This is a genomic window from Nocardia sp. CC201C (assembly GCF_030010695.1).
GTDB lineage: Bacteria > Actinomycetota > Actinomycetes > Mycobacteriales > Mycobacteriaceae > Nocardia > Nocardia otitidiscaviarum.
Window position 1 is genome coordinate 1 of sequence record NZ_JASCXP010000137.1, and the last position, 16,523, is coordinate 16,523.

At 69.7% G+C, this 16,523-nt stretch carries 16 protein-coding genes; 4 read left to right on the forward strand and 12 right to left on the reverse strand.

The window, feature by feature from the left end; all coding sequences use genetic code 11:
* The 6 genes from QK444_RS16350 to QK444_RS16375 all read right to left on the reverse strand — a co-directional run.
* Positions 1 to 774 (reverse strand): serine/threonine-protein kinase (locus QK444_RS16350; protein WP_282781215.1); only part of this gene is annotated, 774 nt, incomplete at its 3' end.
* 151 nt (positions 775 to 925) lie between these two features.
* Positions 926 to 1,339, reverse strand: coding sequence for a hypothetical protein (locus tag QK444_RS16355; protein ID WP_029930632.1), 414 nt, complete (start codon positions 1,337 to 1,339; stop codon positions 926 to 928).
* A gap of 57 nt (positions 1,340 to 1,396) precedes the next feature.
* Positions 1,397 to 3,073 (reverse strand): substrate-binding domain-containing protein, encoded by a 1,677-nt coding sequence (locus QK444_RS16360; RefSeq protein WP_282781217.1) that lies wholly within the window; start codon positions 3,071 to 3,073, stop codon positions 1,397 to 1,399.
* Positions 3,074 to 3,255: 182 nt separating this feature from the next.
* Complete coding sequence (locus QK444_RS16365; RefSeq protein WP_039813340.1) at positions 3,256 to 3,522, reverse strand: WhiB family transcriptional regulator; 267 nt, start codon at positions 3,520 to 3,522, stop codon at positions 3,256 to 3,258.
* Between the two features lie 34 nt (positions 3,523 to 3,556).
* The gene (locus QK444_RS16370) at positions 3,557 to 4,102 is read right to left on the reverse strand and encodes an HNH endonuclease (RefSeq protein WP_280356609.1); all 546 of its coding nucleotides are present in this window, start codon (positions 4,100 to 4,102) and stop codon (positions 3,557 to 3,559) included.
* 53 nt (positions 4,103 to 4,155) lie between these two features.
* Positions 4,156 to 4,305, reverse strand: a complete 150-nt coding sequence (locus QK444_RS16375) for a hypothetical protein (protein ID WP_282781221.1) — start codon at positions 4,303 to 4,305, stop codon at positions 4,156 to 4,158.
* A 271-nt stretch (positions 4,306 to 4,576) separates the two neighbouring features.
* On the opposite strand from QK444_RS16375, the gene QK444_RS16380 reads away from it, so the two are divergent.
* Positions 4,577 to 5,587, forward strand: coding sequence for a fused (3R)-hydroxyacyl-ACP dehydratase subunits HadA/HadB (locus QK444_RS16380; RefSeq protein ID WP_282781223.1), 1,011 nt, complete (start codon positions 4,577 to 4,579; stop codon positions 5,585 to 5,587).
* Positions 5,588 to 5,796: 209 nt separating this feature from the next.
* On the opposite strand, the gene QK444_RS16385 is transcribed toward QK444_RS16380, so the two are convergent.
* The 3 genes from QK444_RS16385 to QK444_RS16395 all read right to left on the reverse strand — a co-directional run bounded on the left by QK444_RS16385 (position 5,797) and on the right by QK444_RS16395 (position 9,741).
* Entirely contained in the window at positions 5,797 to 6,516 is a 720-nt protein-coding gene (locus QK444_RS16385; RefSeq protein WP_282781225.1) for an anti-sigma factor, read from the reverse strand.
* A complete protein-coding gene (gene sigK, locus QK444_RS16390; RefSeq protein ID WP_282781227.1) occupies positions 6,509 to 7,165 on the reverse strand; it encodes an ECF RNA polymerase sigma factor SigK in 657 nt (218 codons plus the stop codon). Before sigK ends, QK444_RS16385 begins: the two co-directional genes overlap by 8 nt.
* Before the next feature lie 386 nt (positions 7,166 to 7,551).
* Positions 7,552 to 9,741, reverse strand: coding sequence for a malate synthase G (locus QK444_RS16395; RefSeq protein WP_282781229.1), 2,190 nt, complete (start codon positions 9,739 to 9,741; stop codon positions 7,552 to 7,554).
* Between the two features lie 182 nt (positions 9,742 to 9,923).
* Between QK444_RS16395 and QK444_RS16400 the strand changes: the two genes are divergently transcribed.
* Genes QK444_RS16400 through QK444_RS16410 form a run of 3 tightly spaced genes read left to right on the forward strand, consistent with a single transcriptional unit; the run spans position 9,924 to position 12,599 of the window.
* Positions 9,924 to 10,670: a glucose 1-dehydrogenase gene (locus QK444_RS16400; RefSeq protein ID WP_282781231.1), complete on the forward strand. Its 747-nt coding sequence runs from the start codon at positions 9,924 to 9,926 to the stop codon at positions 10,668 to 10,670.
* Positions 10,667 to 11,299: a TetR/AcrR family transcriptional regulator gene (locus QK444_RS16405; protein ID WP_282781233.1), complete on the forward strand. Its 633-nt coding sequence runs from the start codon at positions 10,667 to 10,669 to the stop codon at positions 11,297 to 11,299. The genes QK444_RS16400 and QK444_RS16405 overlap by 4 nt, the downstream gene beginning before the upstream one ends.
* Positions 11,300 to 11,309: 10 nt before the next feature.
* Complete coding sequence (locus QK444_RS16410) at positions 11,310 to 12,599, forward strand: acyl-CoA dehydrogenase family protein (RefSeq protein ID WP_282781234.1); 1,290 nt, start codon at positions 11,310 to 11,312, stop codon at positions 12,597 to 12,599.
* Positions 12,600 to 12,725: 126 nt separating this feature from the next.
* On the opposite strand, the gene QK444_RS16415 is transcribed toward QK444_RS16410, so the two are convergent.
* The 3 genes from QK444_RS16415 to QK444_RS16425 all read right to left on the reverse strand — a co-directional run.
* Positions 12,726 to 14,180 (reverse strand): SDR family oxidoreductase, encoded by a 1,455-nt coding sequence (locus tag QK444_RS16415; protein ID WP_282781235.1) that lies wholly within the window; start codon positions 14,178 to 14,180, stop codon positions 12,726 to 12,728.
* 64 nt (positions 14,181 to 14,244) lie between these two features.
* On the reverse strand, positions 14,245 to 14,778 hold the full coding sequence (locus QK444_RS16420) for a TspO/MBR family protein (protein ID WP_282781237.1): 534 nt from the start codon (positions 14,776 to 14,778) through the stop codon (positions 14,245 to 14,247).
* 2 nt (positions 14,779 to 14,780) lie between these two features.
* A partial coding sequence (locus QK444_RS16425; protein ID WP_282781239.1) for an MMPL family transporter occupies positions 14,781 to 16,523 on the reverse strand: 1,743 nt, incomplete at its 5' end.

A 16,523-nucleotide genomic window follows, 5' to 3' on the forward strand; every position in this document is an offset into this window, starting at 1 on the left:
GCGGTCCGCCGGGTCCTTGGCCATGGCGGTGGCGATCACCCGGTCCACCCCGGCGGGCAGATCCGGTCGGCACGAGGTGGCCTGCGGCGGAGTCTGGTGCAGATGGGCGTGCAGGACCGCGGCGAGGGTGTCGCGGGGATAGGGCACCGTATCGGTGAGCAGCCGGTACAGCGTCGCGCCCAGCGCGTACACATCGGCGCGCCGGTCGAGTGGATGCCCGGTGAGCAGTTCGGGGGCCGCGTAGGCGAAGGTCGCGCGCACCGAGGTGGTGACGGTGGTGGTGTCGTCCAGACTGCGGGCGATACCGAAATCGGTCAGGTACACGTGCCGCCGCTGCCGGACCGCGGTGGTGAGCAGATTCGCGGGTTTGACATCGCGGTGCAGCACCCCGCGCCGATGCGCGTGATCGAGACCGTCGGCGGCCTGCGCGATCACCTCCACCGCGAATTCGGCCGCGAGCGGCCCGTCGCGCAGCACCCGCCCGATATCGGGGCCGTCCACGTAGTCCATGGCGATCCACAGGTGGTCGCCCTCGGTGCCGCGGTCGTGCACCCGCACGATATTCGGATGCTGCAACCGCGCCGCGATCTCGGCCTCCCGTTCGAAGTACGCGCGCGCCGCGGGATCGCGGCCCAGATCCGCCGAGAGGACCTTGAGCGCGACATCCATGGGCAGCCGGGGATGGCGGGCCAGATACACCGTGCCCATGCCGCCCACGCCGATCACGCGCTGGATGGCGTATCCGGCGAATATCGCACCCTGGTGGAGAGCCACGGGTCCTCCCTGTGCTACCCGCCCGGCGTGGTCGCCGGTCTCCTGGTATCCAGTGTGAATCCGTCCGCGTTAATGGCGCACCCCCCGAACACCCGACGGCGCCCCACCGATCGCGCGGATCGATGGGGCGCCGTGCACCGTCCGGCTCGGGTCAGACGGTGTCGGGCTTCCAGGTCGCGACGGCCCAGATGATCACCACGTCCAGGGCGATGATGACGATCGACCAGATCGGGTAGTAGGGCAGCCACAGGAAGTTGGCGATGATCGACAGCGCCGCCAGGATCATGGCGGCGGCGCGGCCCCAGGTGGTGCCCGCCATCAGGCCGATGGCGGCGATGACCACGATCGCGCCGAGGATGATGTGGATCCATCCCCACCCGGTGGTGTTGAGCTTGTAGACGTAGTCGTTGACATCCACGATCACCAGATCGTCGGATGCCGCGGCCGAGATGCCCTCGAGGATCGAGAGCACGCCGACCACCAGCAGCAGAACCGCGGCCGCGATGGAGGTGCCCGCGGCGAAACCCTGCTTGAGCGAACTGTCGGTGCTCGTCGTATGCGCCATTCCCGCAATCTCCCACGAGTTCGCCGACAGTGTGCGACGACATGCCGGAGGAGTTGATCAGGGGGTGGTCAGGGCCTGATTCATGGCGCTGCCGAAGGCCAGCTCGTCGGTGGTGGGCACCTGGGTGAAGGTGCCATTGGTTTGCTCGGTGAGGGTGCGCAGGGTGTACGGGCCCTGGCCGCCGATCGCGATGACGTCGATCCGCACCGGGCGGGCCGGATCGGCGAGGGCGGCGATAGTCGCCAGCAGTTGGTCGCCGGTGACGGGGGAGTCGTCGTCGGGGCCGTCGGTGACGAGCAGGATCGAATTGGTCCGTCCCGGGGCGTAATTCGCGACGGCGTCGCGGTAGGCCGCCTCCAGGGTGGGATAGGCGCGGTCGGGTTGGGTGCTGGTCGCCGAGATGTCGGACAGTTCCCGCACCAGTTCGGCCCGATGCGCGTCGGTGAGCGGAGCGGTCCGCGAGACCACCCGGTAAGGCTGGTTCCCGTCCAGGTTCTTGCCGAAGGTCCAGACGCCCAGCCCGAAATCGGGCGGCATCACGTTCATCACCGATTGCAGGGCGGCGAGGGTGTTGGCCAGGCGGGTGGCCGCCCCTTCGGTGGTGGCCATCGAGGACGACACGTCCACCAGTGCGGTGGCGCTCACCCCCAGTACCGGATTCGCCAGCACCTCTTGGACGCGGAGCAGCACCGCCTGTTCCGGCACCGGCGGCCCGGCGGGCGGCGCGGCGCCGAAACCGTTGTCGGTGAACAGCTTCGCTTGTTCGGGTGCGCGCAGATAGTCGGCGAACAGGCCCGCCACCAGATTCTGGGTCTGGTCCACCCAGTCACCGGTGAGCAGCGCCGCCGGGTAGTCGGCCACCGGGGTCGCGCCCAGCGGGCGGAAGGCGGTCAGGCCGCGATTGGCTTTGATGCGCTGCTCGGTGGCGGTGACCGCGTGCACGGTCGCCGCGGGCAGATCGTCGGCCCCGGCCGCATCCAGCAGCGCGCGGCCGAGATCGGTCGCCTCGGGCGCACCCGCCGCGAGCCGCGAGATCGCCGAGGTCACCTGACCGGAGGACGCGGCCTCCGCGGTGAGCGGATCCGATCCCGACACCCCCGATCCGACCGCGAGCGCGGCGGCCAGACTGTCGTCACCCGGTGGCGTGGCCAGCCGCAGTCCGCCCCAGCCGCCCAGCCCCACGTCGGCGAGCGAACCCTGCTGCAGTCCGGGCAGATCCGCCCAGGTGGTCTGGGCCGCCTCCAGTGCCCGCCGGAGCTGGTCGGGGACGGCCAGCGCGATCGGGCTCACCGCGACCGGGGCGGGCGTGCCCTCTACCAGTCCGGGCACTCGCATGAGCGCCACCGACCGCGACGAATCCGGAATCCAGAGTGCGGGTCGCGGCCCCAGCTCCGGATTCCACGGTGCGTCGGCGGTGAACGCGGCGACCACGGCATCCGATGCCCGCGCGGTCACCTCGACCTGCGCGCAGTGATCACGCACCCGGGGTGTGGTGGCGTTGTAGCGTTGCGCCGCCGCCCGCACCGGTTCCGCGATATCCGGATCGACGGTGACATGCAGCGTGGTGGTGCCCTCGGCGCAGGCGGCGGCCGCCGCCGCATCCCGATCCTTGGCCCGTTCGGCCAGCCAGCTCCAGCCGACCACCGCCACCGCCAGCACCACCACCGCCACCAGAGCGATGACCGGACCTTTGCTGACCCCACGTGACCGGCCTCGGGCGCGATGAGTTCCCACGATCGTCAGTCTATGTTCACGCGAAATTCGCCTCGCAGGTCAGGCGGGGTTTGCGACGGCACCGGGGCGGAGGCGAAGCGATCACGGGTCACCATCTTGCCCGGAACCGGCCCGGGACACGAATCGGCGGGTACGCGAGGAGGCCGCCGTCGTGCGGGGCATGACGGCGGCCTCGGGGCGAGTCAATCGCGGATCAGCGTACCGCGGTCGTACTCGTGCCCGCCCCAGACGCCGGACTGTCCGGTGCTGGCGGCGAAGTCACCGCATTCGCGCCGGATGGGGCAGGCCGCGCAGATGGTGCGCGCGTAGTCGAAGTCCTGCGAGGGATAGGGGAACCAGGCGTCGTGGTTCGGGTCGCCCTTGCAGGCCGCGCGGGCCCAGTAGTCCTTCGAGTCGGAGATGGGGAGCAGATCCGCCAGGCTCAGCTCCCGAACTGCTGTTTTCGTCATCGGATCTCGCTCCTTTCATGTCCGATCACGTGGTTTACGATGCGGCCAGTTCCTTCCAGATCCGCCGCTGCTTCTTCGCCATGTCCTGGGGAGCGCGGGGCTCCCACAGCAGGCGCATGCCGGCCTCCTCGGGAGTCCGGTCCGCCTTGTAGGTGTTGCACCGTCCGCAGGCGGCGATGAGGTTGTCCCAGGTGTTGGGGCCGCCTCGGCTGCGGGGCCGGATGTGGTCGACGGTGCGGGCCCATCCGGCGCAGTACCCGCAGCGGTAGGCGTCGCGCCGCAGCACGGCGGGCAGGGTGGCCCGGCTGCCGTCGGTGACCGTCACGCTGTGCTCGAGGTAGACGTAGCGCCGCAGTCGGATGGTCTCCGGCAGTGCCAGCTCCAGGCTCTTCGAGCGAATGGGGAAGTGCGGGTCCCGATCCACCACCGACTCGGCGGCACCGCTGATGAGCAGCACCACGGCGCGCTCGGCGCGGATCTCGGTCAGCGCCTCGTAGGAGGCGTTGAGGAGCAGCACTCCCGTGTGTATCCAGTTGTCGACGGTTATCGCCGGCGGGTCGTCGGCGTGACGGAACAGCATGGGTGTCACCATGTTTCGTGAAAAGGAAGGAATGGACGAGAGGAAGTGGCGGGTCAGGCCCGCGCGGCGAGGCGGCCGATATTCCGGCCCAGCCGTTCGAGCTTGTCCATATCACTGCCGTGCTGCGAGTACTCCGGATGCAAAGCCGCCTCCTCCTTCCCTGGGTCGCCGACCGTTCGGTCGGGATGATCGTCGAAACTCATGGTGGCACAACGGACCTGCCGTTGTCGTGAGGATTTTGTCGTGCGGATCTCCACCCCCGCCGTACCTCTACAACGGTGGAGTGGCCGGATTTGTTTCACCGAAACCGATTACGGATTCGCAACGAGGCGAGTGCCACTGCCCGCGCGCCCGCGCGCGAACGCCGAGCAGGGCGAATGTGTTGTAGATCACATCAGCGTGCCGAGGGCAATCCGGCGGCCCAGCGGGTACCGACTAGTTGGTAACTCATTCCCGGCCCTGGAGGAGAAGTCCGTGCTAGATGCCACCCTCGCCGATCCGCACACGCTGGTCGGGCGCACCTACCGGTTGCGCGACCACTACGAGGTCGGGCGCGAGCAGGTGCGCGGATTCGCCCGCGCGGTCCAGAACGATCATCCGGCCCACCTGTACGAGGACGTGGCCGCCGGCTACGGCTGCGCGACACTGCCCGCCCCGCCCACCTTCGCGGCCCTGCTCGGCGGCACGGTGCAGGCGGCCCTGGGGCAGTTGCTCGCCGACTGCGACCTCACCTCCACGGTGCAGACCGAGCAGACCTTCGACTTCCATCGGCCCATCCTGGTCGGCGACCGGCTCACCAGCCACATCGGACTGCTGTCGCGCCGCAAGGCATTCGGCGGGGATCTCATGGTGGTGGGCAACGAGGTCACCGACGCGCACGGCGGCGCCGTGCTGACCGCGACCACCGGACTGGTGGCGCGCGCGGACGGCGGGCCGGACGAGCGATTCGCCGCCATCGGCGAGAACGTCCTGCACCACGGCATGCTCGACGCCGAACCGCCCGCCTTCGACGAGGTCGCGGCGATCTCGCCCGTCCACCCCGCGCCCCGGCCGGTGACCGGCGGCCGCGACCTCGCCGCGGTGGCGGTCGGTGACCGGCTGCCGTCCCGCGTCTACCGGCTCACCCTGGGCGATCTGGTGCGCTACGCCGGGGTGGCCGGGGATCCCAACCCGATCCACTGGCATCCCGCCAGCGCCGAGGCGGTCGGCATGGGTCCCGGCGTCCTCGCGCACGGCATGCTCACCATGAGTCTGGGCGCCGGCTACCTCACCGCGTGGACCGGCGATCCGACCGCCCTGCGCCGTTATCGGGTGCGCCTGTCCACCCCGGTGCGGGTGCTGCCCGGTGCGGCCGGGGAAATCGAATTCGGCGGTCGGGTCAGCGAGATCGACACCGCGACCCGGACCGCCACCATCGCCCTCACCGCCACCCACGACGGCCGCCGGGTGTTCGGCGGGGCAACCGCCACCGTGGCGCTCGCCTGACGAAAGTATCCGCGGCACAGGCGGATCGGTCCGCGCAGTGAGCGGACCGGTTCGGTCGGGCGGGAGGTCGACGGTACAGGTCGTTCGCCCGCGCGGGGCGGCTCGCCCGATGGGTCGGCTACGTGTGGGCGACCTGTGCAGCTCGGTCGGCCACGCAGCTAGGTCGGCCGGGTTGGCTGGTCGGGCGGTCGGTCGGCCGCGCGGGGCGGTCAGTCGAGGGGGACCGCGACCACCGGGTCGGTGGTGGGTTGGTCGGAGCCGCCGGTGGGCTCCACCGAGAGCGCGAGCAGGTCGGCGTGGTCCAGCGGCACCACCGCCGGATCGTCCGCCGCGGGGAGGGCGTCGAGCACACCGGCCGAGACGGGTTGGCCGCCCTCGGGGATGAGCCACAGCTGATAGGTGTGGTTCGGCGGTGCGGCGGGCACCGCGTCGAAGGACACCGCGGCGGCGTCCAAGCGCGCCGAGGTGGTGACGACGATATCGCCGCCGCCGGTGACCGAGGCGCGCGTCTGCCGCGCATCCGGCTCGGCGAGCACCCGCTGCGCGGTCACCGCGCCCGAATCCCGCTGCTGCGCACGGTCGACAGCCAGGAACGCGCCGACCCCGATGGCGAGGATCAGCACCGCCGCGGCGGCCAGCCAGCGCACCAGCCAGGTCCGGGCCGCCGGTGCGGCGGCGGACAGCTGGCGGTCCAGGGCGGCCTGGACGGACGCCTCGACATGGTCGGGCGCGGGATGCGCGTCGACCACGGTGAGCGCCGCGAGGGTCTCGCGGATATCGCGCACGGAGTCGCGGAAGGCGGTCGCCGCCGCGGCGTCGGCGGTGCGCACGCGCTCCTCCACCGCCGCGCGCTCCTCGTCGGAGAGCGCGTCGAGTGCGTACGGATAGGCGAGGTCCAGCAGATCGGTGTCGGGTGAGCGGTCAGGCATCGGTCACCGATCCTGTCAAACAGCTGCGCAGGCGGCGCAATCCGTCACGAATGCGAGTCTTCACCGTGGACAACGGGATACCGAGATCATCGGCCACCTCCGGATAGGTCCGGCCGCCGTAGTAGGCGAGCGCCACCGTTTCCCGCTGGATATCGGTGAGGGTGGCCAGACAGTCGAGCACGGCGCGCTCCTCGGAGCGCTGCGTCACCGTCTCGGCGACGATATCGTGATCTCGGCCCAGATGCCGCTGACCGTAAGCGAAATCGCGGTGTCCGCGGGAGTATTCGGTGCGGGCGCGATCCACCGCGCGCCGGTGAGTGAGCATCATGAGCCAGCCGATCGGACTGGCCAGCCGCTGATCGTACTGGTCGGCGGAGTTCCACACGTACAGGTACACCTCCTGGGTGACCTCCTCGGCGGCCGGGGGACGGCGCAGAATCCGCAGCGCCAGACCGTACACGCGGTCGTGAGTCGAGCGGTAGAAGGCCGTGAAGGCGTCCCGATCGCCCGCGGCGACACCCCGCAACAGCGCCGCCAGGCGGCGCATCTGCTCCGGGTCCGGCGTCGGCCGGACAGCCGGGCAACTCTCGGACCGCTCGACCCGGTTGTGGCCGGTATCAGCGGAGAGGGTGCGGCCTTCATCGGCCATATGCGCTGTCTTCCTGGTCGGATAGCTCGCCGGTACGGGTACCTCGCAGCCTAGCGGCCGGTGCCGCGGCACGCCGGATATTCTCGCGCACCGCGGTTCCCCGGCGAATCCACCGGCTCGGACGACCGCCGAACGCACGCTCGCGGCCGCCCGAGGAATGGAGCGGACCCGCTAGAGCGGCATCGGGCCGGAAGAGCCGCTGGAGGCCCACCACCAGGCCGCGTTCACGCGGGCGATGATCAGATTGACGACATCGAGAACGGTACTGCCCATGGAGCTTTCCTCTGCTGGGGAACGACTGACGCCGCGCAGCCTACCCACTCCGGAGACACGAATCCCCCGGTCGACCGAGATCGACCGGGGGGATGCGCGCGGATGGTCCGCGATTACGCGCCGAACTTGGCGTTGTACTCCTTGGCCTCGCGGCGGCGGCGGTGCAGGATCGGCTCGGTGTAGCCGTTGGGCTGCTTGGTGCCCTCGAGCACGAGTTCCTTGGCGGCCTGGAAGGCGATGCTGGAGGCGAAGTCCGGGGCCATCGGGCGGTAGCTCGGATCACCGGCGTTCTGGCGGTCGACGACCGGGGCCATGCGCTCGAGGGAGGCGATGACCTCGTCCTCGGACACGACACCGTGGCGCAGCCAGTTGGCCATGAGCTGGGAGGAGATGCGCAGGGTGGCGCGGTCCTCCATGAGGCCGACGTCCTTGATGTCGGGCACCTTGGAGCAGCCGACGCCCTGGTCGATCCAGCGGACCACGTAGCCGAGGATGCCCTGGGAGTTGTTGTCGAGTTCCTGCTGCTTGTCCTCGGCCGACCAGGTGGTGTCGGCGGCGAGGGGGATCTCCAGGATCTGATCGACGCTGGCACGCGCGCCGCCCTTGGCGATCTCGGCCTGCCGCTTGAACACGTCCACCAGGTGGTAGTGGGTGGCGTGCAGGGTGGCGGCGGTGGGCGAGGGCACCCAGGCGGTGTTCGCACCGGCCTTGGGATGGCCGACCTTCTGGACGAGCATGTCCGCCATCAGGTCCGGCATGGCCCACATGCCCTTGCCGATCTGCGCCTTACCGGGCAGGCCGGTGGCGATACCGGTGTCGACATTGAAGTCCTCGTAGGACAGGATCCACTGCTGGCCCTTCATCTCGGCCTTGCGGACCATCGGCCCGGCCTCCATGGAGGTGTGGATCTCGTCGCCGGTACGGTCGAGGAAGCCGGTGTTGATGAAGACCACGCGGTCCTTGGCGGCGTGGATGCACGCCTTCAGGTTCACCGTGGTGCGCCGCTCCTCGTCCATGATGCCGACCTTGAGGGTGTTGGCGGGCAGACCCACCACCTGTTCGATCCGGCCGAACAGCTCGTTGGTGAACGCGACCTCGTCGGGGCCGTGCATCTTCGGCTTCACGATGTAGATGGAGCCGGTGCGGGTGTTCTTCAGCTTGGTGTCGCCATCCAGCGCGTGCTTGGCGATCAGCACGGTGAGCAGGCCGTCCATGATGCCCTCGGGCACCTCGTTGCCGTCGGCGTCGAGGATGGCGTCGGAGGTCATGAGGTGGCCGACATTGCGCACGAACAGCAGCGAGCGGCCGTGCAGCACCAGCTCCGAGCCGTCGAGGGCGGTGTAGACGCGGTCGGGGTTCATGGTGCGGGTGAAGGTCTTGCCGCCCTTGCTGACCTCTTCGGCCAGATCACCCTTCATCAGGCCGAGCCAATTGTGGTAGCAGAGCACCTTGTCCTCGGCGTCCACCGCGGCGACGGAGTCCTCGAAGTCCATGATGGTGGTGACCGCGGACTCCAGCACCACGTCCTTGACACCGGCGGTGTCGGTGGAGCCGATCGGCGACGACGGATCGATCTGGATCTCGATGTGCAAGCCGTTGTGCTTCAGCAGGATCGAGGTCGGGTTCGCCGGATCACCCAGGTAGCCGACCAGCGCCGAGGGGTCGGCCAGGCCGATGTCGGTGCCGTCCTCGAGGCCCACGACGAGTTCGCCGTCCTCGATGGAGTACTTGGTGGAGCCGACGTGGGAGCCGGTGATCAGCGGCACCGCGTCGTCGAGGAAGTTGCGGGCCCATTCGATGACCTTGTCGCCCCGGACCTTGTTGTAGCCGGTGCCCTTCTCCGCGCCGTTCTCCTCGGAGATGGCGTCGGTGCCGTACAGGGCGTCATACAGCGAGCCCCAGCGCGCGTTCGCGGCGTTGATGGCGAAGCGGGCGTTCATCACCGGGACCACGAGCTGCGGGCCCGCGGTGGTGGCGATTTCGGCGTCCACGTTCTCGGTGCCGATCTGGAAATCGGCCGGTTCGGGACGCAGGTAGCCGATCTCGGTGAGGAACTGCTTGTAGGCAGCCTTGTCGTAGCCGGTGCCGGGGTGAGCACGGTGCCACTCGTCGATCTTGGCCTGGATGTCGTCGCGTTCCGCGAGCAGAGCACGGTTACGGGGAGCGAGGTCGTTGATGACGGCCTCGGCACCCGACCAGAACGCGGCGGAATCTACGCCGGTGCCGGGAAGGGCCTCGTTCTCCACGAAATCGTGGAGCACCTTGGCAACCTGGAGCCCGCCGACCTGAATCCGCTCTGTCATCTAATGCCTCATTTCGAGAAGCCGGGTGGAAAAAGTACGCCCGTCATGTTACTCGCGGGTATGTGGCGGGCGGCGGCGGCCCGCACTTCCGGATGCGCCGCCGGTCTTGATTGTATCGGGCGGTACATTTAATGTACTGAGCGGAACATTTCTGTCGTTCCCGGACGTGAAGGTGTCGGTGCATGGGAAAATCCCTGTCGGAGAAGGTCGTTGTGGTCACCGGCGGCAGCCGCGGGCTGGGCCGGGAGATGGTGCACGCCTTCGCCGACGCCGGAGCCCACGTGGTGATCGCCAGCCGCAAACTCGACGCGTGTGCTGCCCTGGCCGCCGAGATCCGCGCGAAATACGGCGTGCGGGCGCTGCCGGTGGCCTGCAATGTCGGCGTCTGGGAGCAATGCGACACCCTGGTCGAGGCTGTGTACGCGGAATACGGCACGGTCGACGTGTTGGTCAACAACGCGGGCATGTCCCTGCTGTACCCGAGTCTGGACCAGGTCACCGAGGCCATGTTCGACAAGGTGATCGCCACCAACCTCAAGGGTGCGTTCCGGCTGTCCGCGCTCATCGGTCCGCGCATGGCGGCCGCGGGTGGCGGCTCGATCATCAATATCTCCTCCATCGAGGCCGCGAAACCCGAACCCCTCGCGGTGCCCTACGCGGCGGCCAAGGCCGGACTGGAGGCGCTCACCGGCGGGCTGGCGCAGACCTACGGCCCGGCGGTGCGGGTCAACACCATTCGCTGCGGGGCCTTCGACACCGATATCGCCAAGGCGTGGCCGCAGGAGATGCGCGACCATCTCGCCCAGCACAACGCGCTCGGGCGGATCGGCGTCCCGGGCGATATCGTCGGGGCCGCACTGTTCTTCGCCTCCGACGCGTCGGCCTTCTGCACCGGGGCGACGTTGGCCCTCGACGGCGGCTGGCGATGACCGCGGCCCCGGCGCGGCGGCGCGGACGGCCACCCGCCTCGGCGGCGACCCCGGGGGAGACTCGGGAGCGGATCATGCGCGCGGCCATGGAACTGTTCGCGGAGAAGGGGTTTCACGCCACCGGCGTCGGCGAGATCGGCGACCGGGCCGGGATCCAGCGGGGCGCGCTGTACTACCACATCGGGTCCAAGGAGGAGCTGCTCTTCCAGATCCGGCGCAACTACACCCAGCTCATGCTGGACGCCGCCGCGGCCGTCGCCGAGCGTGACGCCGCGCCGGTCGACAAGCTGCGCACCCTGATTCGCGACCATGTCCGCCTGATCATCGAACACCAGCACGAGGTCACCATCGCCCTGCGCGACGCCGGGGCGCTCACCGCCGAACGCGAGGCCGACCTGCAGCAATTGCGCGAGGCCATTCAGGGCTGCTGGCAGCGGGTCTTCGACGAGGGCCACCGCGCCGGAGTGCTGGGCACCAACGATCACGTCGTCACCAACAGCGTGGTGGCCATGCTGAACATGGTCAGCCGTTGGTATCGCCCCGACGGTGCGCGCACCCCCGACGAGATCGCCGACATTCTCATCACCACCATCCTCGACGGTGTCGCGGCGCCGGCCGCGAACAAGTGAAAGGCTGACCATGGCTTGGGATTTCGAGACCGACCCGGAGTACCAGCGGAAACTGGACTGGGTGGCCGATTTCGTGCGGAACGCGGTCGAGCCGCTCGACCTGCTGTACCCGGAACCCTACGACCGCGCCAACCCCGAGATCCGGGCGCTGATGAAACCGTTGCAGGAGAAGGTGAAAGAGCAGGGCCTGTGGGCCTGCCACCTTGGCCCCGAACTCGGCGGCCCCGGCTACGGTCAGCTGAAGCTGGCCCTGCTCAACGAGGTCATCGGCACCTCCAAATGGGCACCGCTGGTGTTCGGCTGTCAGGCACCGGATTCCGGCAATGCCGAAATCCTCGCTCATTTCGGTACCCCCGAACAGAAGGCGAAGTATCTGCAACCGTTGCTCGACGGTGAGATCGGTTCCTGCTATGTGATGACCGAACCCACCGGCGGCTCCGACCCGACGGCCTTCCAGACCCGTGCGGTGCGCGACGGCGACCACTGGGTCATCAACGGCGAGAAGTGGTTCAACTCCGCCGCCGAATTCGCCACCTTCCACATCGTCATGGTGGTCACCGATCCGGACGCCGAACCGCACCGGCGGCTGTCCATGTTCATCGTCCGCGCCGACACCCCCGGCCTGGAGGTCGTGAAGAACTTCACGGTGCCCGGATTCAGCGAGAACGAGGGGCATCTGCGTTTCACCGATGTGCGGGTGCCCGCCGACGCGCTGCTCGGGACCGAGGGACTCGGCTTCATCGTGGCCCAGACCCGTCTCGGCGGCGGTCGCGTGCACCATGCCATGCGCACGGTCGCCATGGTGCGCAAGGCCTTCGACATGATGTGCGAGCGCGCCGTCTCCCGGCCCATGCGCAAGGGTGTGCTCGGCGGTCTGCAGATGACGCAGGAGAAGATCGCCGAAGCCTGGATCGAGATGGAGCAGTTCCGGCTGCTGGTGCTGCGCACCGCCTGGCGGATCGACTCCGAGCAGGACTACCGCAAGGTTCGCCACGATATCGCGGCCATCAAGGTGGCCATGCCCAAGGTCATGCACGATATCGCCCAGCGCGCCATGCACCTGCACGGTGCCATTGGCGTCAGCACCGATCTGCCGTTCGTGGACATGATGAACTACGCCCAGGTCATGGCCATCGCGGACGGGCCCACCGAGGTCCACAAGATCACCCTCGCCAAGGAGATCCTGAAGACCTACGAGCCCGGCGATCCGGTGTACCCGAGCGGCTACCGCCCGGCGCTGCGGGAGAAGGCGCGGGAACTGGTGGCGCAGCGGCTCGAACACACCGTCGGGAACCTGTGAGCGCATCCCGCTGACCGAACCCCGTCGACCGAAGTCCGCCGATCGAAGCCCGTCGACCGAACCCCGCCGACCGAAGCCCGCCGACGGGAACGGCTGGCGGACAAGGGTTCCCGTCGGCGGGACCGGTCACGCCACCGGTGCGTGCTCGGCGGTCCCGGTGATATTGCGGGCCATGCCGCCGAAGATCACCGCGTGGAACGGGGCGATGGACCGCCAGTAGAGCTGTCCGGCGAACCCGTGCGGTTCGAAGACGGCGCGCTGCCGGTACACCGCACCGCCGCCGGCCCCCGGTGCGACCGACAGCTCCAGCCAGGCGCGACCGGGCACCCGCATCTCGGCGCGCAGTCGCAACAGCCGCGGACGCTCGATGTGCTCGACCCGCCACCAGTCCAGGGCCTCGCCGGGGCGCAGCCGATGCGGGTCGCGACGGCCGCGGCGCAGCCCCACCCCGCCCGCGAGCCGGTCGATCCAGCCGCGCAGCGACCACGCCAGCGGGAACGAATACCATCCGTTCTCGCCGCCGATCGCCTCGATCACCGCCCAGACCCGGTCGGGGTCGGCGGTGGTGGCGAGTTCGCGCACATCCGTGTACACGGTGCCGCCGGACCACTCCGGATCGGTGGGTAGCGGATCGGACGGCGCACCGGCATCCGACCAGCGGGTGGGCACGTCGAGATCCTTGATGCGGGCCAGCGCCAGTTCGACGGCACGGCGATAGCCGGTCGAGCCCTCCGGCGGCGGGGGGATGTGCTCGTCGATGGCGGTGTCACGGCACACCACGTCATTGATCAGCGACTCCATCAGCGGGACGGCGATGGAGCGGGGTACCGGGGTCACCAGATTCACCCACTGCGCCGACAGCCACGGTGTCAGCACCGGTACCGGCACGATGACCCGGCGCGTGAGTCCGGCGACGGCGGCGTAGCCGTGCATCATGTCCACGTAGGTCAGCACATCGGGACCGCCGATATCGAACGCGCCCGACACCGAGTCCGGCAGTTCCGCGGCGGCCACCAGATAGTGCAGGACATCGCGGACCGCGATGGGTTGGATGCGGTTGCGGGCCCAGCGCGGGGTCACCATGACCGGCAGCCGCTCGGTGAGATACCGCAGCATCTCGAAACTGGCCGAACCCGATCCGATGATTACCCCGGCGCGCAGCACCAGCGCCGGCGTCGACCCGGCCAGCAGAATATCGCCGACCTCGGCGCGGGAGCGCAGATGCCGTGACAGCCGCTGACCATCCGGGGTGATGCCGCCGAGATAGACGATGCGCCGCAGCCCGGCCCGGCCCGCCCCGTCCGCGGCGAGTTCGGCGGCGCGCCGATCCACCTCCTCGAAATCGGTGCGGTTGAGCGAATGGATCAGGTAGTAGAGGACGTCCTGGCCCGCGAGCGCGCCGTCCACCGCCTCGGCATCGGTGACATCACCGGTGCGCACCTCCACCCGATCCCGCCACGGCACCTCGGCGAGCTTCTCCGGACTGCGGACCAGCAGCCGCACGCTGTGGCCCCGGCGCAGCAGTTCCGGCACCAGTCGGCCGCCGATGTATCCGGTCGCCCCGAAGATCACACAGCGCACGCGCTCACCTCTTCCGGTCGGTCGTACTCCGCACGGTCGGTTGTTTCCGCTCAGGTGTGCACCGTCAGGTGTTCAGCTGCCAGACGGCCAGATTCAGCGCCGCCGCGAAGACGGTCCACAGCAGATAGGGTATGAGCACACCGGCCGCCCACCGCTGGTGGCGCGCGAACAGCACGATGGTGGCGACGATGGCGGCCAGCAGGACCAGGATCTCCGCGAAGGCCACCCCGCGCCATTCGGCCGCGAAGAACAGCGGCGTCCACAGCGCGTTCAGGATCAGCTGCACCACGAAGACGCCGAGGGCGACGCGCACCCGCTGCCACGGCTCCGCGCGCCACACCAGCCACGCCGCGATCGCCATGAGCGAATAGAGCAGCGTCCACACCGGGCCGAACAGCCACGAGGGCGGTGCCCAGGCCGGTTGTTCCAGGGCTTCGTACTTGTCGGCGGTCGAGACCGCCGACAGATTCCCGACCGCGGCCGCCGCGGCGACCAGCAGCGCGATCACCGCCAGCCCGGCCACCTGCGCGCCGGTGCCGTAGTGCGCCGGTCCGGATCGACGGACGGTCGAATCACTCGTTCCCGCTCGGCTGTTCATGATCACTCCGTTCTGTCACCGCTCCTAACGGCGGCTTCCCTCGGTGTGGTGGTCGAAACCCGGGCGGTGTGCGCGTCCGGGCGGCTCGGCCACCAGATGCGCACACCGATCAGCCGGAACAACGCCGGAATGACAACGGTGCGCACCACGAAGGTGTCGAGCACGATGCCGATGCCGACGACGATGCCGAGCTGGGTCAGGGTGATCAGCGGCAGTACCCCGAGCACGGTGAACACCGCCGCCAGCACGATGCCCGCGCTGGTGATGACCGCGCCGGTGGCCGAGACCGCGCGCACCATGGCGCGGGTGGTGCCGTACTCCGGCGTCTCCTCGCGGGCCCGGGTGACCAGGAAGATGGTGTAGTCGACGCCGAGCGCCACCAGGAACAGGAAAGCGAACAGCGGCACGTTCGTATCCAGCGCCGGGAAACCGAAGACGTGGGTACCGAGCCAGCTGCCCAGGCCCAGGGCGGCCAGCGCGCTCAGTACCGTCACCGCGACCAGCAGCAGGGCGGCCGGGACGGCGCGCAGCAGGGCGAGCAGGATCAGCAGCACCACGACCAGGATGAGCGGGATGACGACGAGCCGGTCACGTCCCGCCGTCCTACTCGTGTCCAGGGCCTCGGCGTCGCTGCCGCCGACCAGCGCCTGCGCGTCGGGGATGTCGGCGAGCCTGTCGCGCAGCGTGCGGACGAGTTCGGCCGAGCGGTCCGAGGCGGGCGGCGCGTCGAGCACCACCGACCAGCGGGTCAGGCCGGTCGGCGCGGTGCCGGTCGGGGTCGCCCGCACCACGCCGGGGGTCCCGGTCAGCGCCTCGCCGACGGCCGTGTCGGCCTCGGAGCGGGCCACCACCACGGTGGGGTCCGACGCACCCGCGGGGAAATGCCGGGCGAGAGTGTCGAATCCGTCGACGGATTCCGCGCGCACCCGGAACTGCTCGGTCTGCGCGAGGCCGACATCGACGGTGAACAGCCCCGCCACGCAGACCGCGAGCAGCGCCGTGGTCGCCGCCAGCACCGGCAGCGGCCGGTCGGTGACGCGGGTGGCGAGGGTGTGCCACGCGCCCCGTTCGGCGAGATCGGTGCCGTCGGGTCGAGGGACGAAGGGCCAGAACACCCGCCGCCCGCACAGGGCCAGCGCGGGCGGCAGCCCGACGAGGACGAAGGCCAGCGCCACCAGCAGTCCGGCCGCGGCCAGCGCACCCAGGCTGCGGGTGCTGGGCGCGGCGGCCACCAGCAGGACGATCAGGGCGGTCACGACGGTCAGATTGCTGGCCAGGATGGCGGGTCCGGCACGGCCGACGGCCCGCCGCAGTGCTGCGCGGTGGTCGGGCTCACGGCGTAGTTCGTCGCGGTAGCGGGAGACCAGCAGCAGTGCGTAGTTGGTGCCCGCGCCGAACACCAGCACGCTGGTGATGCCGGAGGTGGAGCCGTCGAAGGTGAGCCCGGTCCAGCGGGCCAGGCCGGTGGCGACGCTGATCGCGACCCGGTCGGCGAGTCCGATCACCAGCAGCGGAACCAGCCACAGCACGGGGGAGCGGTAGGTGAGGATGAGCAGCACGGCGACCACGCTCGCGGTCACCGCCAGCAGCGTGGTGTTCGCGCCCGCGAAGGAGTCGGAGATGTCGGCGGCGAAGGCGGGGCCGCCGGTGACCTCGAGGACCAGGTCGTCGGGCAGTCCGGCGCGGGCGTCCTGGCGCAGCCGATCGACGCGGTCGGAGAGCTCCGTGCCGCTCAGGTCGGCGGG

Bases quoted from the DNA above. Each gene is read 5' to 3' on its own strand.
- QK444_RS16395 (WP_282781229.1), bottom strand. From the start codon at position 9,741: ATGACAGAGCGGATTCAGGTCGGCGGGCTCCAGGTTGCCAAGGTGCTC.
- QK444_RS16365 (WP_039813340.1), bottom strand. From the start codon at position 3,522: ATGACGAAAACAGCAGTTCGGGAGCTGAGCCTGGCGGATCTGCTCCCC.
- QK444_RS16420 (WP_282781237.1), bottom strand. From the start codon at position 14,778: ATGAACAGCCGAGCGGGAACGAGTGATTCGACCGTCCGTCGATCCGGA.
- QK444_RS16405 (WP_282781233.1), top strand. From the start codon at position 10,667: ATGACCGCGGCCCCGGCGCGGCGGCGCGGACGGCCACCCGCCTCGGCG.
- QK444_RS16355 (WP_029930632.1), bottom strand. From the start codon at position 1,339: ATGGCGCATACGACGAGCACCGACAGTTCGCTCAAGCAGGGTTTCGCC.
- QK444_RS16375 (WP_282781221.1), bottom strand. From the start codon at position 4,305: ATGAGTTTCGACGATCATCCCGACCGAACGGTCGGCGACCCAGGGAAG.
- QK444_RS16410 (WP_282781234.1), top strand. From the start codon at position 11,310: ATGGCTTGGGATTTCGAGACCGACCCGGAGTACCAGCGGAAACTGGAC.
- QK444_RS16400 (WP_282781231.1), top strand. From the start codon at position 9,924: ATGGGAAAATCCCTGTCGGAGAAGGTCGTTGTGGTCACCGGCGGCAGC.
- QK444_RS16370 (WP_280356609.1), bottom strand. From the start codon at position 4,102: ATGCTGTTCCGTCACGCCGACGACCCGCCGGCGATAACCGTCGACAAC.
- sigK (WP_282781227.1), bottom strand. From the start codon at position 7,165: ATGGCCGATGAAGGCCGCACCCTCTCCGCTGATACCGGCCACAACCGG.
- QK444_RS16385 (WP_282781225.1), bottom strand. From the start codon at position 6,516: ATGCCTGACCGCTCACCCGACACCGATCTGCTGGACCTCGCCTATCCG.